Origin of the sequence: Paraburkholderia sp. (assembly GCF_036488795.1) — a bacterium.
Classification (GTDB): domain Bacteria; phylum Pseudomonadota; class Gammaproteobacteria; order Burkholderiales; family Burkholderiaceae; genus Paraburkholderia.
In genome coordinates, this window is record NZ_DASXHA010000158.1 from 1 (window position 1) to 16,879 (window position 16,879).

Below are 16,879 nucleotides of genomic sequence, written 5' to 3' on the forward strand. Positions count from 1 at the left end.
AAATCCCGCGACCGATGACGCCTCGTGCTGCGTCGCTTATTGGGCGCTAAACAGGTCGACGTCCGGTAGCGTGGAAGTGCAGAAGAGCGCGACTAGCTGGTCAGTCAAAACGAAGCTCCGCTTCAAGTATTAATCCCACCGCCGTGACCGCGGCACTCTCTAAAGGAATCACCATGAAACGTATGCTGCTTATCGCGGCAGGCCTCGTCGCGTCTATCGCAATCGCGGCCTGTACTCCCCAGCAACAGCAAACCCTCGCATCGCTCGCCGCAGCCGCGCAATTTCAGGCGAAGAACGCATGCAGCATCGTCCAGCCGGTGCTGCTCAACCTGCAGGCGTTGCTGCCCGGCGACGACACCGTCGCGCAGCTGGCGGATGACAACGGGGACCTGTGCAAGGCTGTCGCGACGCTCGATCCGACGAACGTCGGCTCGCTCATCAATACGGCGATCCCCGAGATGATTGGCCTCGTCGCACTGCTACCCGTCGATCCGGCGACCGCTACGGCGATCCGTCTCGGGCTCGGCGCCGCGTCGCTTGCGTTGTCGAACTGGTTGCTGATGTACGGCACCCCGGCGGCCACCGCGCCGTCCAGTGCCTCGGCCCCGACAGCGGCGTCGAGTCCTCTAGCGGGAGTGGCACTGCAATGAGCAAGCCGATCCGTGTCGCACTGAGCGGATCCGGCTTTCGCCTCGGCGCGCACCTTGGCGCGCTGCAGGCGATCGCGGATGCCGGGTATGAAGTAGTCGAGCTCGCGGGCACGTCGGGCGGCTCGATCGTGGCCACGCTCTTTGCCAGCGGCATGTCGCTGGCTGATTTGCGTGAAATGTGCATGACGCTCGACTGGTCGCCGATGATGAGCTTCTCGCCATGGTCGCTCGTGACGAAGCAGAGCTTCAGCTCCGGAAACGCGTTGCTACAGCTCCTGGAAAAGCTCACCGATGGGAAGACATTCGCTGATCTGTCGACCGAGCTTAAGGTAATCGCCTCGGATCTGCTGACCGAGAAAGAATATGTGTTCAGCCGCGCGTCGACGCCGGCGGCGCCGGTCGCGCTGGCCGCCCGCGCGTCGGCAAGCATACCGATCGTCTTCGCGCCGGTCGCGTACGAGAGCGTGCTGTGCGTCGACGGCGGGTGCTCGGACAACCTACCGGCCAGCAAGCTGACCGTCGACGAGGTGCCGCGAATCGGGATCTATCTCGAGTCGGATGACGCGCCGCTGTTGCCCGGCGCTTACGGCCTGAGAACGCTGGCGCCGCGGATCATCGATCTGCTGCTGGCCTCAAACGAGGCGTCGCACATTGCCCTCGATTCAAAGGAGGGCGCGACGATCGTGCGCGTGCCCACCGGCTACGCGAGTTCGCTCGATCGCAATATGCCCGCCGCGATACGCCAGAGGCTTTACAACGACGGATATGCGTTCACGAAGGGCGCTTTGGCGCAGATTGAGGAATAGCTTCAGCGGCGCTCATTCGGGCGTCGCCGGTTTCCTCCGGCGCGCCTCTTGGCACACGTCAATCAGCCCGCCTCGGACGGCGGTGCGTCTTTAAGCCAGTTCAGAATCTCACTCCGAACGCTAAATGTCGGAGCTTCAGCCCACGCTTCGAACTCGGGTTGCCACTGGCTCCATGCGTAATCGTCCAGATCGAATTCTTCCTCTATCTGTCCGCTTGCATCATCCCGTAGAAAGGCATACGTCACGCATTGACCGCTCCACCAGGCGACTGCGAACGGGGCAATATCAGCTGTTGTCCCGCGCGGAATATCTCGTAGCAGCATCGACAGTTGCGATTTGAAATTTTCGAGTCTCATGGCGGCCTCCGGTAGGTGCACTAATACCAGCAGGAAGCGGACCTAATCTGACCGCAGGTGCACGGCATCGACAGCGACGGCATTCGCGATCACGGCCGCACGGCCGACAGCGGCTTCGCGTTGCGGCGTGGCTGGCCGAGCGGGCCGGCGCGCCTTGGAGCGCTGGCTGCCCAGTGCCGCGGAGGGCCACAGCTCGATCGATAGCTCGCCTTCGAACGTCGGGCCTTTACGCTTGATGATGCGGATCGCCGCGCCGCTCTCGTCGGGTCTCACCGCAATCCGCAGTTCCGCCGGTGACGCGTCTTGCGCGCACGTGAGCGGTCGCACCATGAATAAAAGGGCGTTGCCGGTACGCGCCGAGAGGTGAAGCCTTCGGAGCCAGTCGGCGTGCACGTGCTGATGCCACAGAAGAACCGCCGAGCATGTCCCGGCGCGCAGCACTTGCTCCGCTGCCCACAGCTGATCCGACATCGTCTTCGCCCGCAGCAATAGAAGCCGGTCCGCTGGGATCCCGACATACGAAAGGCCAGCTATGACGGGATCGGCCGGCGGCTGGATCATGGCGACGGGTGCTTTGCCGGCGGCCAGCGCGGGTGCGAGCATCCTCATTTCGCCGACGCCCGGCTGCTGGGTCAGTAGCTCTATCAGCGCTGAGACAGGCCAGCCGCCGCCAGGTAGCTGCTCGGACAGGCTGGGATAGCCGGTATCGACGACCGTACCGCGAGCCCGAGCCAGCTGGGCGCCGCGCCAAAGGGACGGATGTATCTTTTCAGGAGCTGAAAGAACGGTGGCCATGGCTAGCTCGATACTGTATGAATATACAGTATAGGCCAAGTCGAGCGAGGCTATTATTAGGGGTGGGAGGAGCCCATGTGTACAAGTTATGAGACCAGTGAGTACGATCGGTTCGAGGCGTTCAGCGTCTTTCCGAGGCCGAAGTTCCAATACAAGCGCGAGATCTACAAAGACTACGTCGCGCCGATCTTCCGTCGCGGCGCCGATGGCTTCAGCACCGATCCGGCGACATTCGGAATGGTGCCGCGCAACCGAATTCCGCCAGGGGTCAAGGTCTTCGACACGATGAACGCGCGCTCCGAGTCGGTGGGCGAGAAACGCAGCTTCAGCGGAGCATGGAAAAAGCTGCAGCTCTGCCTGATCCCGTGTCAGACCTTCTACGAGCCGAACTACGAACTGAATCCGACCAAGTCGATACGTTGGCGCATCGGTATGGCCTCTGGTGAGCCGCTCGCGATCGCCGGCCTGTGGCGAGAGTGGGAGGAGCCGGAAGGCCCTGCATCGATCTCGTTCACCATGCTCACGGTCAACGCTGCCGACCATCCGCTGATGAAGCGGTTCCACAAGCCGGGCGACGAGAAGCGATCGGTCGTGATCGTGCATCCCAACGCATATGCAGACTTTCTCTCGAGTCGGACGACCGACGAGGCGCGGTCGTTCTTGAACCTGTTCCCAGTCGACGAGATGGGCGCGGAGGCATATCCGTTACCGCCGCGAAAGGCTCCCTCAAAAGTACCCGAGTCGAACGAGAATCCGCTGATCTAGCGGCTACGGCCGCCTCCGAAATGAGCCGCCCGGCAAACTCGCCCAGCGGCTTTTTTGCGTCCAAAACACGCGAAATATTTCGGAACGGTTGCCCCGAGACCCGCATAAAACCGTGGGTGTTAAACTCAGTTTTGTTCCGAAACCGGTTTGATTGTTCGTTGCTGGGTAAGGCTGCGAGGCGTTTTGACGGCTGGATTGTGATTCCTGTCGTCGTGGGTTCGAGTCCCATCAGCCACCCCACTTACCCCCAAGTAATCCCTCAAGCTTTTCCAGCTCGATAATTTCCCATCCAGCGTTTGTACGCTCTGGAAGCGTTTTCTCTTTCTCCTTTGTTTTTCCTTTAGCGTCTGCGCCAGTCACTCATTCGGTGACGATTCAGCATCGATATATTCGCGCGCAGCCCGAAAGCCTGCTTCAGCAGCGGCATGTTCGGTGGGCCAGAGTGTGTCGATATGCACGAGACGCCAATCGACCATCACGGCGTCGTTCTTCAGCACGCGGAAATGCGCTTTGACGCCGGTGAGCACCTGCTCGACCGCAACTTCGATGTCGTAGTCGCGATAGCGCTCCTGATAGTCGCCCATGTCGATGCCTTTGGGCTGCATGTTCACCTCCTTGCGATCAGAACGGACAGCGAAACCCGGCCGCGCGACAGCACGGCGGCTGCTGCGCCGGCCCGCAGTGCCCGCTTTGCGGCAGCCTGCCGTATCAATCGCAATCGCCGGACAAATATTGGCGGCCGTTGCAGGTGATCTCGACATCGCCGCCCGATGCTTCAGCGACGAGTCCCATGCCCAGCAACTCGGCCGCGACGCCTGGAGGGAGGGGCGGCGTACGCTGCCCAACGCCGATGTCGTTCAGACGCCTCAATGCTTCAATCGCTTCCGGACTCAGTGACTTCGTCATGGCCGTCTCCGTCGCGCTTTCACGCTGTCAGATTCATTTCATCCTAGCACTTTCCGCCGGGTTCGCCTGCGCGCCTCAAGCCCGGCAGCGCCGTTGCAAAGAACCCGCCGCTGCGCCGCACGCAGAGCCTCGTTACGAGGCGTCACGCGCTGTAACGGTTCGTCAAATTCGGAAACGAAACCGCCCGGGATTCCTGCTAACGTCGCGCGACATTCCGCCGGTGGCCGAGGCCTTCGCGCCTGCACACCGGTTTTCTACGCATCTTCAGTAAAGGCTTCTGGCCGTTCATGACGCACGACACACAGCCGGCAACACCGGACCACTGGTTTGCCCGCGGCAACGCTTGCGCCGAACGCGGCGAATTCCAAAGCGCGCTCGACTGGTTCGACAAGGTGCGCGAAGCGCGGCCTGCCGATGCGGCCGTCTATAACAACCTGGGATCGACGCTCGTCAAGATGGAGCGCTTTCCCGAAGCCCTGGTGCGTTATCAGCAAGCGCAAGCTTTGGACCCGGAGAACGCCGACATTCATCACAACCTCGGCTGGGTCAACGAGCAGATGCATCGTCTGGAAGAAGCGGTGCTCTGTTACCGGCAAGCAGCACGGTTCGGCACGATGGTCGATGGCTCGTACAACAATATGGCGAACTGTCTGCAGTCGCTCGGACGTTTCGACGAGGCCCACGAAGCCTACCGTCGCGCGATCGAGATTGCGCCGCAGAGCATGGTCTACTACCGCAACTTCGTGCAGTCGAAGCGCATGACGCTCGACGATCCGTGTTTCGTGTCGATGCAGAAGCTCGCGCAGCAAGTGGATTCGCTCGCGCTCGACGATCAGGCGCAGTTGCACTTCGCGATGGGCCACGCATTGGGGGATCTGGGACAGAACGACGCGTCGTTCGATCATCTGCTGAAAGCCAACGCCATTCACCGCCGCAGCGTCAACTATAACGAGGAAATGACGCTGGGCCTGTTCGAGCAGCTTCCCGGATTGCTCACGCCGGCGGTCCTGAAAGCGAAGCGCAATCTGGGCGATCCAGCGGTGTCGCCGGTATTTATCGTCGGTATGCCGCGCTCGGGGTCGACGCTGATCGAGCAGATTCTGGCAAGTCATCCGCAAGTGTTCGGTGCCGGCGAGCGTCCCGACTTCGGCAAGGCGCTGGTGAATGCGCTCGCGCGCGGCGTGGACGACCGGCACAAGATCAACCTCGACTCGCTCGACGATGTGTCGGCTGCGCAACTGGCGTCGCTCGGCGCAAATTATGTGAACCGCATCCACACGGAAGTGCCGCACGCGCAGCGCTATCAGCGCATCACGGACAAGTACCCGTTCAATTTCATCAACGTCGGCCTGATCCACCTGGCGCTGCCGAACGCACGGTTTATTCATAGCCGTCGCGCACCGGTGGAAACCTGCCTGTCGATCTTTTCGCGCATTTTCCAGGACGTGCCGTTCGGCTACGATCTCGCCGAACTGGGCCGCTATTACCGCGCTTACGATGCCTTGATGGCGTACTGGCAAGAGGCGCTGCCCGAAGGGGTGATGATCGAGGTGCAGTACGAGGAGCTCGTCGACGATCTCGAAGGCAATGTGCGGCGCATGCTCGGGCACTGCGGGCTCGATTGGGATGAACGCTGTCTGGCGTTCCATCAGACCCGGCGTCAGGTGAATACGGCGAGCGCGTCGCAGGTACGCAAGCCGCTGTTTCGCACGTCGCTGGAGCGCTGGCGTCCGGCAGCGGAGTTGCTGCAGCCGCTCTACGACGGTCTCGGGCCGGTGTTGTCCGGCGGCCTTGCGGGCCCCGCCGTGTGATTGGACGAGCCGGACAACAAGCAAACCGGCCCCGCCCGATCCGCGTCACGTCACGTCACGTCACGTCACGAAAAATCTGTCGCCGCCGCGGCTTTTCCGCTATACCTTCGACAACTCGGTGAAGGGTAGGGATAACAGGCCAATGGCAGAACTGTCGATCAGCAAGACCCGCACGAAGGTCGAAAGCATCGTCTGGGCGGCGGACCTCGCCGGCACCGCCGTGTTCGCGGTCGAAGGCGCGGTCATTGCGATGCGTGGCGGCCTCGATCTGCTGGGCGTGATGGTGGTGTCGTTCGTGGCCGCGCTGGGCGGCGGCGTGATCCGTGATCTGCTGATCGGCGCGACGCCGCCCAACGCGATTCGCGACTGGCGCTATGCGGCGTTGACGTGCGCGGCGGGCCTGCTCAGCTTCGGATTGCACACGGTCGCACCGCCGATCCCCGCCACACTCGTCATCGTGCTGGATGCCGCGGGCCTCGCGCTGTTCGCCGTCGCGGGTGTCGAGAAGGCGCTGCTCTTCAGGATCCATCCGTTCGTCGCGATGCTGCTCGGGACCATGACCGGAGTAGGCGGCGGCGTGGTTCGCGACATTCTGCTCGCGCGCGTGCCGGTCGTCCTGCAAGCTGACTTCTATGCGAGCGCTGCGTTCACCGGCGCGTTGGTCGTGGTGCTCGCGCGCCGTGCCGGCATGCCATCCGGTTGGGCGGCGCTAGCGGGCGGCCTCGCGTGTTTCGTGCTTCGTCTGGTCGCCGTGGCGCATGGCTGGCATCTGCCGAAAGCGACGGGTTGAGCCGCGCATCGGGACGGCCACGCGAATTTTGCAGACGGCGCTTCAGCGCGTAAGCTGATAGTCAGTGCCACGCCGGTTCGAACCCGGTGCAAGCGCGCCAGAAACCGGCTCAGACGCCTGCACTTCACGCCGTTCCGCTTATCCAGACCTAGGTGATTGCCGCCATGACTCCTGCCGCGCGAACCCCATCTGCTGTCATCACGCTACACAGCAGTTTCGATTTCGAAGTGACGCTCACTCGCGTCAAGCAGGCGCTGATGAAGCGCGGCATGACGATTTTTGCCGACATCGATCAGGCCGCCGCCGCGAGCGCGGCGTCAACGCAACTGAGACCCACGCGGCTGCTTCTGTTCGGCAATCCGAAAGGCGGCACGCCGATCATGGATGGCAACCCGCACGCGGCGCTCGAATTGCCGTTGCGGGCGGTCGTCTGGCAAGCCGTGGACGGACCCGTGCAGGTGGATTATCTGGACCCAAGCGCCACGCTGGTCGAGCATTACGGCATCGATGCGGCGTTGACCGGCGTGTTTGCGGCCGTGCCTTCGCTGCTCGCGCAGGCCATCGACGCCGACCGCACCGATCCCGCCGCCTGGCGCTGATCCAGACACCCGACAGGCGCCAGCTGCGGCGTTTTGGGTCGCACTAGGCGGGACGGGTGCGCGTCGCGCAAACGTGCGGATGCTCGGCCAGTGACACGAAGTGCTGCGGAGCCGCGCTGCCGTCGAGCGCGTCGATGGCGCCTTGTTCGATGTCGTAAATCCAGCCGTGCAGGTTCAGGCGGCCCTGAGCGAGCGCCAGCGCGACGGAAGGGTGCGTCCTGATGTTGGCCAGCTGTGCAACGACGTTCTCGCGCACCAGCGCATTCAGCTTGGCCTCGGGTGACGCATAGGTGCCCGCCGCGTTGATGACCTTTGCCGCATCCGCGTGCCGCAGCCATGCGGCTACCGCGGGCAGATGGTCAAGACACTTGCAGGTGGAGATGGCGCCCATCGCGCCGCAATCCGAGTGTCCGCAAATGACGATGTCCGACACGCCCAATACCGCCACGGCGTATTCCACGGTCGCGGATACGCCGCCCGGTTCCGGCCCGTAGGACGGCACGATATTGCCGGCATTGCGGATCACGAACATGTCGCCCGGCTCGCGCTGCGTCAGCAGTTCCGGCACCACGCGGCTATCGGAACAGGTGACGAACAGCACGCCCGGTTTCTGGCTGGTAGCGAGGCGCTTAAAGAGCGCGGAACGCGCCGGAAACACTTCCCGCTGAAACTTCAGGAAGCCATCGATGATGTCCTGCATAAATCATTCTCCTTGCGCTGACGGATGACGAAAGGACGACCCATGTAAGCGACAGGGTCGGGATCCGGGTCGTCGATGCGCCTTTTATATCAGTTTTTCTCGGCGTGCCAATTCCTGGGCACGAGCACTTCGCGCCACGCGTAGTCACCGGGACTGTGAGGAACGGATCAGGATGAAGCGGGACGAAGCGGTGCGCAGCGTTAATGCGACACGCTGATGGTTGGATTGACGGGCGCAATAATAGATGGCGTGTGCAATGAATGATGCAACGCCGGATACACGCCGACGATGAACGCTGCATATACCGCAGCCATCGTCACGCCGGCGGCAGTGCCCCAGATATCGCGCGAGGCCGCGCCCTGGCGGAAATGAACGGGCAGACCCACGACCAGATAGCCGAACACAAAGAATGCAATGACCGCGCTCACGGGCGACATGTCGTGGCCAATGAATTCCAGCAGACCAATGAGACTCAGCGAGTGCATAGAGACAGGCAGACAGGCACCAAGTGAGGAACGCAGCTTATCAAGTCATACTGATTACAGTCGATGGATCGGTGCGGGTCAAGCGTGAAAACGTTAGCTTTTTTTACAGGGGAAATAGCACGTCCGATTGCTTTCAGTTATGTATTGCTGCCGTGATGTTTTTGTCGTGTGAGCCCGAGAAAAATGAAAGCCTGGTGTATGTAACAAGGCTCCACTAACGAGGTTTTCGCAGGGGTTCTAATAACGGCTTCAGACCGTTGTGATCGATCTCATGCATCAACGCAATGAGCCGTCCGATCTCGCCGGGCGGAAAGCCCTGACTCGCGAACCAGTTCAGATAATGACCCGGCAAATCCGCGATCAGACGGCCTTTGTATTTGCCATAAGGCATGACGCGGGTGACGAGTAATTCGAGTTCCTGGGAGTTCATCGCAAGGGTCAAAGGTGGGTCGGGCGAGTCTACGCCTCACGCCGGCGGTGTCCGCTGACATGCGCGCCTGCCCGCCGGTCCAGTCCGAACACGTCGAAGATGGCGACGAAGCCCAGCGCCGCTACCAGCAGAAACGCAAGACTGAAGTCGGACGCCGTGACCGATTGCGCGTGATGTCCATGCAGCCAGGCCGCCGCCCGCAACGCGATCGCCCCCGCGGCGACGCCCATGCCCATCGTCATCTGGCTGATCGTGCTCGACAGCGTGGAGGCGCCGCTCATCTGCGGCTTCGGCACGTCGGCGAAGCTAAGCGTATTCAACGCGGTGAATTGCAGCGAGCGCGCCAGCCCGCTCACGAACAGCACGACCACAATCCAGATATACGGCGTGGCAGGCGTGAGCAGGCTCATCGCCGCCAGCGACACGGCCGCAAACGTGCCGTTGACGAGCAGCACGGAGCGAAAGCCGAAACGCTTCATGACGGGCGTGGTGACGAGTTTCATGGCGAGGTTGCCGGCGAATACCGCCAGCGTCAGCAAGCCCGAGCGGAACGCGTTCATGCCGAAGCCCAGCTGGAACATCAAGGGCACGAGGAACGGCACCGCGCTGATCGAGATGCGAAACAGCGACCCGCCGCCAATCGCGACCGCGAAGGTCTTGATGCGAAACGCCGACAGGTCCATCACAGGATGCGCGGCGCGCCGCAGATGCCACCACGCCGCGGCGCCTGCCACGAGACCGGCCAGCAAAAAAGCCAGCGCGGCGCCCCATGAGGCGTCGGCGCGGCCGATCAGCTCCATGGCGTACATGACGGCGGTGCCGGAGATGCCGCACAGCACGAAACCGGGCGCGTCGAAGGGACGCTTCTCAGTGTCGCCTGCCGGGCTGATGAAACGCCACGCCATCAAGATGCCGATCAGACCCAGCGGCAGATTCAGATAGAAGATCCAGCGCCATGACGAATACGTGGTGATCAGTCCGCCTAAGGGCGGTCCGATCACCGGCGCGACGAGACCGGGCCAGGTGATGATGGAGATGGCGCGCATCAGGTTGTCTTTGGGGGTGACGCGCAACACGGCGAGTCTGCCTACCGGCACCATCATCGCGCCGCCGATGCCTTGCACGATGCGCGCCGCCGTGAACTCCACCATGCCGCCGGTCATGCCGCACACCACTGACGCCGCCGTGAACACGGCGAGCGCGGCGGTGAACACGGTGCGTACGCCGAAGCGGTCCGCGACCCAGCCGCTGATGGGGATGAACACCGCGAGCGTGAGCAGATACGAGGTAATGCCGATGCTCAGATCGATTGGGTGCACATGGAACGAGCGCGCCATCTGCGGCAGCGCCGTGGCGATGATCGTGCCGTCGAGGTTTTCCATGAAAAACGCAGCGGCGACGAGGGTGACGATCAGTGACGACTCGTCTTTCGGTTCAACAGCAGGTGACGAACCTGACATTGGGATGACACTCCGGCAAATCGTTGAAAGCAGGCAGTGAGCCGCATTTTAGCCGCGCTGCAGGCATTGCGCTGTCGTGGTAATTTCGGCTTCTTTCGACCAATCAATCAACAGGAATACTTCGATGGAATACCGCAGACTCGGCAACACGGACGTGCAGGTCAGCCTGATCGGTCTCGGCACGATGACCTGGGGTGAGCAGAATACCGAGCAGGAGGCCCATGCGCAGATCGACTATGCGCTCGACCAGGGCGTGAACCTGATCGATGCGGCCGAAATGTATCCGGTGCCGCCGCGTCCCGAGACGCAGGGCGCGACCGAACGCTTTATCGGCTCGTGGCTCGCGCAGCATCGTAGCGTGCGCGAGAAAATCGTGCTGGCGACCAAGATCGCCGGTCCCGCGCGTCAGCCGCACAACCCGCGTCACATTCGGGGCGAAGGCAACCAGTTCGACCGCAAGAATCTGACCGAGGCGCTCAACGACAGCCTGAAGCGTCTGCAAACCGACTACGTCGATCTGTATCAGTTGCACTGGCCCGATCGCAGCACCATGACGTTCGGCCGCAGCGCGTATCCGTGGGTCGACGATGCCTATACGGTGCCGATCGACGAGACGCTGTCGGTGCTGGCCGGCTTCGTCAAGGAAGGCAAGGTGCGGCATATCGGCGTGTCGAACGAAACGCCGTGGGGTGTCGGGCAGTTTCTGCGCGCAGCGGAGAAGCTGGACTTGCCGCGTATCGTCAGCATTCAGAATCCGTACAGCCTGTTGAACCGGACTTTCGAAGTGGGCCTGTCCGAGTACTCGCATCGCGACGGTATCGGCCTGCTGGCTTATTCGCCGCTCGCGTTCGGCTGGCTGTCGGGCAAGTACGAAGGCGGCGCGCGTCCGGCGGGCGCGCGCATCACATTGTTCGAACGCTTCCAGCGCTACAGCAAGCCGCACGCGGTGCGGACGACCAGCCGCTACGTCGAGCTCGCCAAGCGCCACGGTCTGTCGCCCGCCCAATTCGCGCTTGCCTTCGTCAATAGCCGGCCATTCGTGACCAGCAATCTGATTGGCGCGACCTCGCTCGATCAGTTGAAGGAAAACATCGGCAGTGCGGATGTGAAGCTCTCGCCCGAAGCGCTTGCGGAAATCGACGCGTTGCACGAGCAGCAACCGAACCCGGCGCCGTGACGTGATGCCGCGTCTGCGGCGAGGGCGGTTCTCGTCAAGTCAGTAGAAAAAGGCTGGTCCGGCGATCTCGCCTCGCCAGCCTTTGTTTCATTGCGACCGGCCACGCGCCGCATCCTGCGAACGAGGTCCGCACCGCCGCGTGCGATAATTCGTTTGATCCCTTGCTGTTACCCTGGCCATTTCGCTCGAAAAGCGGCCTGACTCACGCGTTGCTCAATTGAAAAACCTGCTTGCACCCCTCGATCAACTGGACCGATTCGACGAGATCGTGGATGTCCGCACGCCGCTCGAATTCGCTGAAGATCACATTCCCGGGGCGCTCAACGCGCCGGTGCTGAGCAACGAGGAGCGAGTGATCGTCGGCACGATGTACAAGCAGGTTTCGCCGTTCGAGGCGACGCGTGTCGGCGCGGCAATGGTGGCGCGCAACATCGCGCAGCACCTCGACACCACCTTCGCGGACCGTCCGCGCAACTGGCGTCCCTTGATCTATTGCTGGCGTGGCGGCAAGCGCTCCGGCTCGATGACGACGTGGTTCAACCTGATCGGCTGGCAGGCGCGGCAACTGGACGGCGGCTACAAGGTATACCGGCGCTCGGTGGTCGAGACGCTCGCCAGCTTGCCTGGACAGTTCGACTATGTGGCGCTGACCGGACCCACCGGCAGCGGCAAGACCCGCTTGTTGCAGGCGCTGCGCGAGGCGGGCGCCCAGGTGCTGGATCTCGAAGCGCTGGCCTGCCATCGCGGTTCGCTGCTGGGCGCATTGCCCGACCAGCCTCAACCGGCGCAAAAAGCCTTCGATACCGCGCTGGTCGCCCAACTCTCGCGCTTCGATACGCGACGGCCTGTGTTCGTCGAAGCGGAAAGCCGGCGCATTGGCTCGATCACCTTGCCGGAGACGCTGCTGGAGCGTTTTCATCGCGGCGCATGCGTCGAAGTCGAGGCTACGCACGAGGAGCGCATCACCTTCCTGCTGCAGGATTACGCGCATCTGTTCGACGATCCGGCGTGGTTCAGGCAGCAGCTCGAACGGTTGATCGGCCTGCATAGCCGCGAGCAGGTCAGACACTGGCAACGGCTGATCGACGCGGGCGCCGCTGGCGGGCCGCGTGACCCGATGGCGCGCGCCGCATTGTTCGGCGAACTGATCGAGCGGCATTACGATCCCGCCTATCAGCGCAGCAGCCGGCAGCATTTCAGCCAGCTCGCTCAGGCGTTGCGCTTCGCGTTCAGGCCGAATGCGGCGGACAGCGTCGGCCAGGCAACGGCCTTGCTGGCCGCGCTCTCAGCCGCGCCTGGCGTAACCGCCGCGTCACAACCCGCACGAACTACAGTGAATCAGCCAGTCGGCGAGAAAGGGCGCTACGCTGTCGTCAAACCCGAGTAGACCTCCGTACAACCACCCCACACAAAAATAATCATGAACACCACGCGATCCACCCAACCTGCCGCCGGCTGGCTGATTTTCCTGCTGGTGGCGGTCGTCGGACTCTTCTATGTGAAGTGGTTTCCGTATTACCACCGCGCGTTCACAGCGGCCGAGACGCATTCGATCGGCAAGTCGATCCTGATGGGTACGCAGGCGAGCCCGCCGGCGCCGTCGCTGGATTCGGCGCTCGGCTACGCGCTCGCTTACGGCAAGGCCATCTGGCAGGCGATGGTGCTTGGCCTGCTGCTCGGCTCGGCGGTGCAGGTGCTGCTGCCGGTGCAGTGGATTGCGCGCGTGCTCGGCAAGACCAGTTTCGGCAGCGTTGCCGCCGGCGGCCTGCTGGCGATCCCCGGCATGATGTGTACCTGCTGCGCGGCGCCCGTTGTGGTCGGATTGCGGCAGCGTCAGGCATCGCCCGGCGGCGCGATCGCGTTCTGGCTCGGCAATTCGGTACTCAATCCGGCCACGCTCGTGTTCATGGGCTTCGTGCTCGGCTGGAACTGGGCCGCACTGCGTCTCGTGCTAGGGGTTTTGATGGTGTTCGGGCTCGGCTATCTGGTGAACCGGCTCGTTACGCCGCAAGAAGCCGAGGCGGCCGACGGGCAACTGGCCGCGCTCGCCGCGCTGCAGGGCCAGGCTCGCGGCAACGCTTTCGTGCGCTGGGTGAACCTGTTTGTCCGCATGGCGGTACGTCTGATCCCCGAATACATTGTGCTGATCCTGCTGCTGGGCGCGGCGCGCGCGTGGCTGTTTCCGCACGTCGGACCGGAGATCGGCAACCAGATCGGCTGGATCGTCGCGCTGGCTGTGGCGGGCATGCTGTTCGTGATCCCGACTGCCGGCGAGGTGCCGATCATCCAGGCCATGCTGTCGCTCGGCATGGGCGTCGGTCCCGCCGGCGCGTTGCTGATGACGCTGCCGCCCATCAGCGTGCCCTCGCTGGCGATGCTGGCGCGCTCGTTCCGCGCGCGCGTGCTGACTATCGTGGCGGTCTCGGTGGTCGGGTTCGGCGTCGTGGCGGGCGGTCTTGCCGTGGCGCTCGGCTTCTGAGCACGGTCCAACCGGCCACCCAGGCGGCGGCTGTAACACCCTGTCGCATTTAAGCCGGTAAATCTCGATGGCAGTTGTCGAATCGCGTCCTAAACTGGACGGAGGCGTGCGCTTCGTGCGGCATGCAAGCTGGCTCCGCCGCGACGCCTGCCGGTGGTAGGATTCAGCCCTCAAAAAGGGCTCGCATGGCCAATGCGCCTGTCTGTACAAGCAGCGCATCAGCGACCCATGAGCGGCGAGCACCCTCACGACTCGCCGCAAACACTCGAGCGATGGGAGTCAGAAAATCGAATGGCGCAACAAAAAACAAATCCGAAACTTGAACAGGCGCTGACGCGCGGGGACCTCGCCATCCGCCAGGCCAATTCGGCACGCGCCACGGCGCTGCTGCGCGCGTTGGGCAAGATGATCATCGACGCCTCGGCGACCATCGGCGTGGAAGCCTTCACGCTGATTCCCGATGGCGATCGCATCTACGATCCGGCGGACGGCCTGTGGCCACAGGAACTGCTGGTGTCGCTGGACGGCCCGGTGGAAGAGGCGGATCCCGACGAGGTGCGGACCGTGCGCCTGATTGCCGATGACCCGGGCACGCTGTTTCGGGTCGAATGGCAGCGCGCGGACGGCAAGATCGGACGCCAGGAAGGCGGCCCGTTCGCGACGGTGGCGTTCATCTCCGACGTCGACATTCCCTGGACGGACGACGAAGACTGAGCGGGCGTGGGGCGTTGTCCAGGGAAATCCCAAACAGCGCTTCTTCGACGCGCCCGTTGTCCGTCAGCGCATCATCCGGCGTCTGAACAGGACGGCGGCAATGCAGAACGGCACGACCACGTAAGCGGCCAGCACCGCCAGGTGCAACGCCGCGTTGTCGACTGGCCGGCCGAGCATCGCGGGCCGGATCAGGTCGACAGCATGCGCAAGCGGCAACAACTGCGTGACGTGCTGTGCAATGGGCGGCAACTGCGCGAGCGGAAAGAACACGCCTGAGAGCAGCAGCATCGGCGTGAGCGCCAGCGTCTGATAGAACATGAAGAAATCGTACGACGGCGCGAGCGCCGTCACGATCATCGCGACGCTGGCGAACGCCAGCCCGGCGAGCGCGATCACGGGCAGCGCCCACAGCATGGACGGAAAGCTCGCGTAACCGAGCACGCCGGCCACCAGCATGATGGCCACGCCCGACAGCATGGCCTTGCTGGCCGCCCAGATCACCTCGCCCAGCACGATATCGCCCAATGTGAGCGGGGTGTGCATGATGGCTTCCCAGGTGCGCTGCACGTGCATGCGCGAAAAACCCGAATACATCGATTCAAAGCTGGCCGACATCATCACGCTCGAGGCGACCGTGCCCGCGGCGAGAAAAGCAATGTACGACACGCCGTCGACGTGTCCGACCATCAGCCCAAGGCCAAGGCCCAGACCGAACAGGTAGATCATCGGATCGGCGAGGTTGCCGAACATCGACGCAATCGCGAGCTTGCGCCACACCAGATAGTTGCGGCGCCACACCGCGATCCAGTTGACTGCATTGGCCGGCAGCGCGGCGAACCGCTCGCGTGCGGTGCCGGCGTGGCCGGAAGTGTCGTAGGTGCGGAGGTCCATGGTGCGCCTTGGCGTGTGGGAGGGGCCTGCGTCAGTCCTGCATCTCACGGCCGGTGAGCCGCAGAAATACGTCTTCGAGATTGGCGGGCCGATGCAGGACGCGCAGGTCGGTGCGCTGCTTGAGCCGCGCGTGAACCGGTTCCGCGTCGTTGACGTAGCAAAACAGCGTTTCGCCGCTGATTTCCGTGCGAGTGGCGAGCGGCGCCAGTTCGTCGCGCAGCGCGACAGGATCCGGACCGTAGATTTCGATCACGTCGCAGCCGATCTCCGAGGCAATCAGCTCGTTCGGTGCGCCTTCCGCAATCTTGCGTCCTTCTTCGATCACACACAGGCGGTGGCACAGGCGCTCGGCCTCTTCCATGAAGTGCGTGGTCAGCAGAATCGTCTTGCCGCGGGCGAGCAGCGAACGCAGCCGTTCCCAGATCAGATGCCGCGCCTGCGGGTCGAGTCCGGTGGTGGGCTCGTCCATGATCAGTACATCCGGATCGTTGACGAGCGCGCGAGCCAGCGTCAGGCGTCGCTTCATGCCGCCCGACAGTTCGCCGACGCGCGCATCGGCCTTGCTCTCCAGCCGCGCGAATTCGAGCAGCGAGGGCACCATCGCGCGGGTCTGGGCCGCGCTCAGACCGAAATAGCGGCCAAAGACCAGCAGGTTTTCGCGGACGGTGAAGTCGGGGTCGAGATTGTCGAACTGCGGCACCACGCCTACGCGCGCCCGCGCAAACCGGGAGCGTGACGGAATCGGCTCGCCGCACAGCCGGATCGTGCCGGCGTCCGGGGCCGCAATGCCGAGCAGCATGCGCAGCGTCGTAGTCTTGCCGGCGCCGTTCGGGCCAAGCAGTCCAAAACATTCACCGGCGCGTACCTGAAACGACAGATCGTCGACGACGGTCTTCTCGCCATAGCGTTTCTGGACTTGCAGGAATTCGATTGCGGCTTCAGACATAGCTTGATGAGAAGGGGCGATGGACGTTCCGAAGGCGTGAAGTGCCGGTGAGGGTGCTCATTCTAGGGCATCGGCGGCGTGGTGTTTGACCAGGGCGCGTGGCCCGACGTGGCTTTTTG

Annotated in this window: 20 protein-coding genes; 10 read left to right on the forward strand and 10 right to left on the reverse strand. The window is 63.2% G+C overall.

Annotated elements, in window-relative coordinates:
- The first annotated feature begins 173 nt into the window (after positions 1-173).
- Together VGH41_RS22795 and VGH41_RS22800 are read left to right on the forward strand one after the other, a co-directional pair.
- Positions 174-650 carry a hypothetical protein gene (locus tag VGH41_RS22795; protein ID WP_331599880.1) on the forward strand — a complete coding sequence of 159 codons (477 nt, stop codon included), beginning with the start codon at positions 174-176 and terminating at the stop codon, positions 648-650.
- Entirely contained in the window at positions 647-1,456 is an 810-nt protein-coding gene (locus VGH41_RS22800; protein WP_331599881.1) for a patatin-like phospholipase family protein, read from the forward strand. The genes VGH41_RS22795 and VGH41_RS22800 overlap by 4 nt, the downstream gene beginning before the upstream one ends.
- Before the next feature lie 62 nt (positions 1,457-1,518).
- On the opposite strand, the gene VGH41_RS22805 is transcribed toward VGH41_RS22800, so the two are convergent.
- Together VGH41_RS22805 and imuA are read right to left on the reverse strand one after the other, a co-directional pair.
- Positions 1,519-1,812 carry a hypothetical protein gene (locus VGH41_RS22805; protein WP_331599882.1) on the reverse strand — a complete coding sequence of 98 codons (294 nt, stop codon included), beginning with the start codon at positions 1,810-1,812 and terminating at the stop codon, positions 1,519-1,521.
- A 42-nt stretch (positions 1,813-1,854) separates the two neighbouring features.
- Positions 1,855-2,607, reverse strand: coding sequence for a translesion DNA synthesis-associated protein ImuA (gene imuA / locus VGH41_RS22810; protein ID WP_331599883.1), 753 nt, complete (start codon positions 2,605-2,607; stop codon positions 1,855-1,857).
- Between the two features lie 75 nt (positions 2,608-2,682).
- Between imuA and VGH41_RS22815 the strand changes: the two genes are divergently transcribed.
- Positions 2,683-3,372: an SOS response-associated peptidase gene (locus tag VGH41_RS22815; protein WP_331599884.1), complete on the forward strand. Its 690-nt coding sequence runs from the start codon at positions 2,683-2,685 to the stop codon at positions 3,370-3,372.
- 356 nt (positions 3,373-3,728) lie between these two features.
- Here VGH41_RS22815 and VGH41_RS22820 read toward each other — a convergent pair whose 3' ends face one another.
- Positions 3,729-3,977, reverse strand: a complete 249-nt coding sequence (locus VGH41_RS22820) for a DUF6566 family protein (RefSeq protein WP_331599886.1) — start codon at positions 3,975-3,977, stop codon at positions 3,729-3,731.
- A gap of 103 nt (positions 3,978-4,080) precedes the next feature.
- Positions 4,081-4,278 carry a hypothetical protein gene (locus VGH41_RS22825; protein ID WP_331599887.1) on the reverse strand — a complete coding sequence of 66 codons (198 nt, stop codon included), beginning with the start codon at positions 4,276-4,278 and terminating at the stop codon, positions 4,081-4,083.
- A 287-nt stretch (positions 4,279-4,565) separates the two neighbouring features.
- Here VGH41_RS22825 and VGH41_RS22830 point away from each other — a divergent pair, with 287 nt between their 5' ends.
- The 3 genes from VGH41_RS22830 (at position 4,566) to VGH41_RS22840 (ending at position 7,478) form a co-directional block, all read left to right on the forward strand.
- Positions 4,566-6,089 carry a tetratricopeptide repeat-containing sulfotransferase family protein gene (locus tag VGH41_RS22830; protein WP_331599888.1) on the forward strand — a complete coding sequence of 508 codons (1,524 nt, stop codon included), beginning with the start codon at positions 4,566-4,568 and terminating at the stop codon, positions 6,087-6,089.
- A 142-nt stretch (positions 6,090-6,231) separates the two neighbouring features.
- A complete protein-coding gene (locus VGH41_RS22835) occupies positions 6,232-6,879 on the forward strand; it encodes a trimeric intracellular cation channel family protein (protein WP_331599889.1) in 648 nt (215 codons plus the stop codon).
- A 164-nt stretch (positions 6,880-7,043) separates the two neighbouring features.
- Positions 7,044-7,478, forward strand: coding sequence for a DUF302 domain-containing protein (locus VGH41_RS22840; RefSeq protein WP_331599890.1), 435 nt, complete (start codon positions 7,044-7,046; stop codon positions 7,476-7,478).
- Positions 7,479-7,521: 43 nt separating this feature from the next.
- Here the strand turns inward: VGH41_RS22840 and VGH41_RS22845 are convergent, their stop codons facing one another.
- The 4 genes from VGH41_RS22845 to VGH41_RS22860 all read right to left on the reverse strand — a co-directional run bounded on the left by VGH41_RS22845 (position 7,522) and on the right by VGH41_RS22860 (position 10,553).
- Positions 7,522-8,178, reverse strand: coding sequence for a carbonic anhydrase (locus VGH41_RS22845; protein WP_331599891.1), 657 nt, complete (start codon positions 8,176-8,178; stop codon positions 7,522-7,524).
- Positions 8,179-8,378: 200 nt separating this feature from the next.
- Positions 8,379-8,663 (reverse strand): hypothetical protein, encoded by a 285-nt coding sequence (locus VGH41_RS22850; RefSeq protein ID WP_331599892.1) that lies wholly within the window; start codon positions 8,661-8,663, stop codon positions 8,379-8,381.
- Positions 8,664-8,877: 214 nt separating this feature from the next.
- Positions 8,878-9,093 carry a DUF3820 family protein gene (locus VGH41_RS22855; RefSeq protein WP_331599893.1) on the reverse strand — a complete coding sequence of 72 codons (216 nt, stop codon included), beginning with the start codon at positions 9,091-9,093 and terminating at the stop codon, positions 8,878-8,880.
- A 29-nt stretch (positions 9,094-9,122) separates the two neighbouring features.
- A complete protein-coding gene (locus VGH41_RS22860; RefSeq protein ID WP_331599894.1) occupies positions 9,123-10,553 on the reverse strand; it encodes an MFS transporter in 1,431 nt (476 codons plus the stop codon).
- Positions 10,554-10,677: 124 nt separating this feature from the next.
- Here VGH41_RS22860 and VGH41_RS22865 point away from each other — a divergent pair, with 124 nt between their 5' ends.
- The 4 genes from VGH41_RS22865 to VGH41_RS22880 all read left to right on the forward strand — a co-directional run bounded on the left by VGH41_RS22865 (position 10,678) and on the right by VGH41_RS22880 (position 14,923).
- Positions 10,678-11,730 carry an NADP(H)-dependent aldo-keto reductase gene (locus VGH41_RS22865; RefSeq protein ID WP_331599895.1) on the forward strand — a complete coding sequence of 351 codons (1,053 nt, stop codon included), beginning with the start codon at positions 10,678-10,680 and terminating at the stop codon, positions 11,728-11,730.
- 217 nt (positions 11,731-11,947) lie between these two features.
- Entirely contained in the window at positions 11,948-13,117 is a 1,170-nt protein-coding gene (gene mnmH, locus VGH41_RS22870) for a tRNA 2-selenouridine(34) synthase MnmH (protein ID WP_331599896.1), read from the forward strand.
- A 33-nt stretch (positions 13,118-13,150) separates the two neighbouring features.
- Positions 13,151-14,209 carry a permease gene (locus VGH41_RS22875; protein WP_331599898.1) on the forward strand — a complete coding sequence of 353 codons (1,059 nt, stop codon included), beginning with the start codon at positions 13,151-13,153 and terminating at the stop codon, positions 14,207-14,209.
- Between the two features lie 291 nt (positions 14,210-14,500).
- A complete protein-coding gene (locus VGH41_RS22880) occupies positions 14,501-14,923 on the forward strand; it encodes a hypothetical protein (RefSeq protein WP_331599900.1) in 423 nt (140 codons plus the stop codon).
- A 63-nt stretch (positions 14,924-14,986) separates the two neighbouring features.
- On the opposite strand, the gene VGH41_RS22885 is transcribed toward VGH41_RS22880, so the two are convergent.
- Both VGH41_RS22885 and nodI read right to left on the reverse strand, forming a co-directional pair.
- A complete protein-coding gene (locus VGH41_RS22885) occupies positions 14,987-15,814 on the reverse strand; it encodes an ABC transporter permease (protein WP_331599901.1) in 828 nt (275 codons plus the stop codon).
- Between the two features lie 31 nt (positions 15,815-15,845).
- Positions 15,846-16,760, reverse strand: a complete 915-nt coding sequence (nodI, locus tag VGH41_RS22890) for a nodulation factor ABC transporter ATP-binding protein NodI (protein WP_331599902.1) — start codon at positions 16,758-16,760, stop codon at positions 15,846-15,848.
- Positions 16,761-16,879 lie beyond the last annotated feature (119 nt).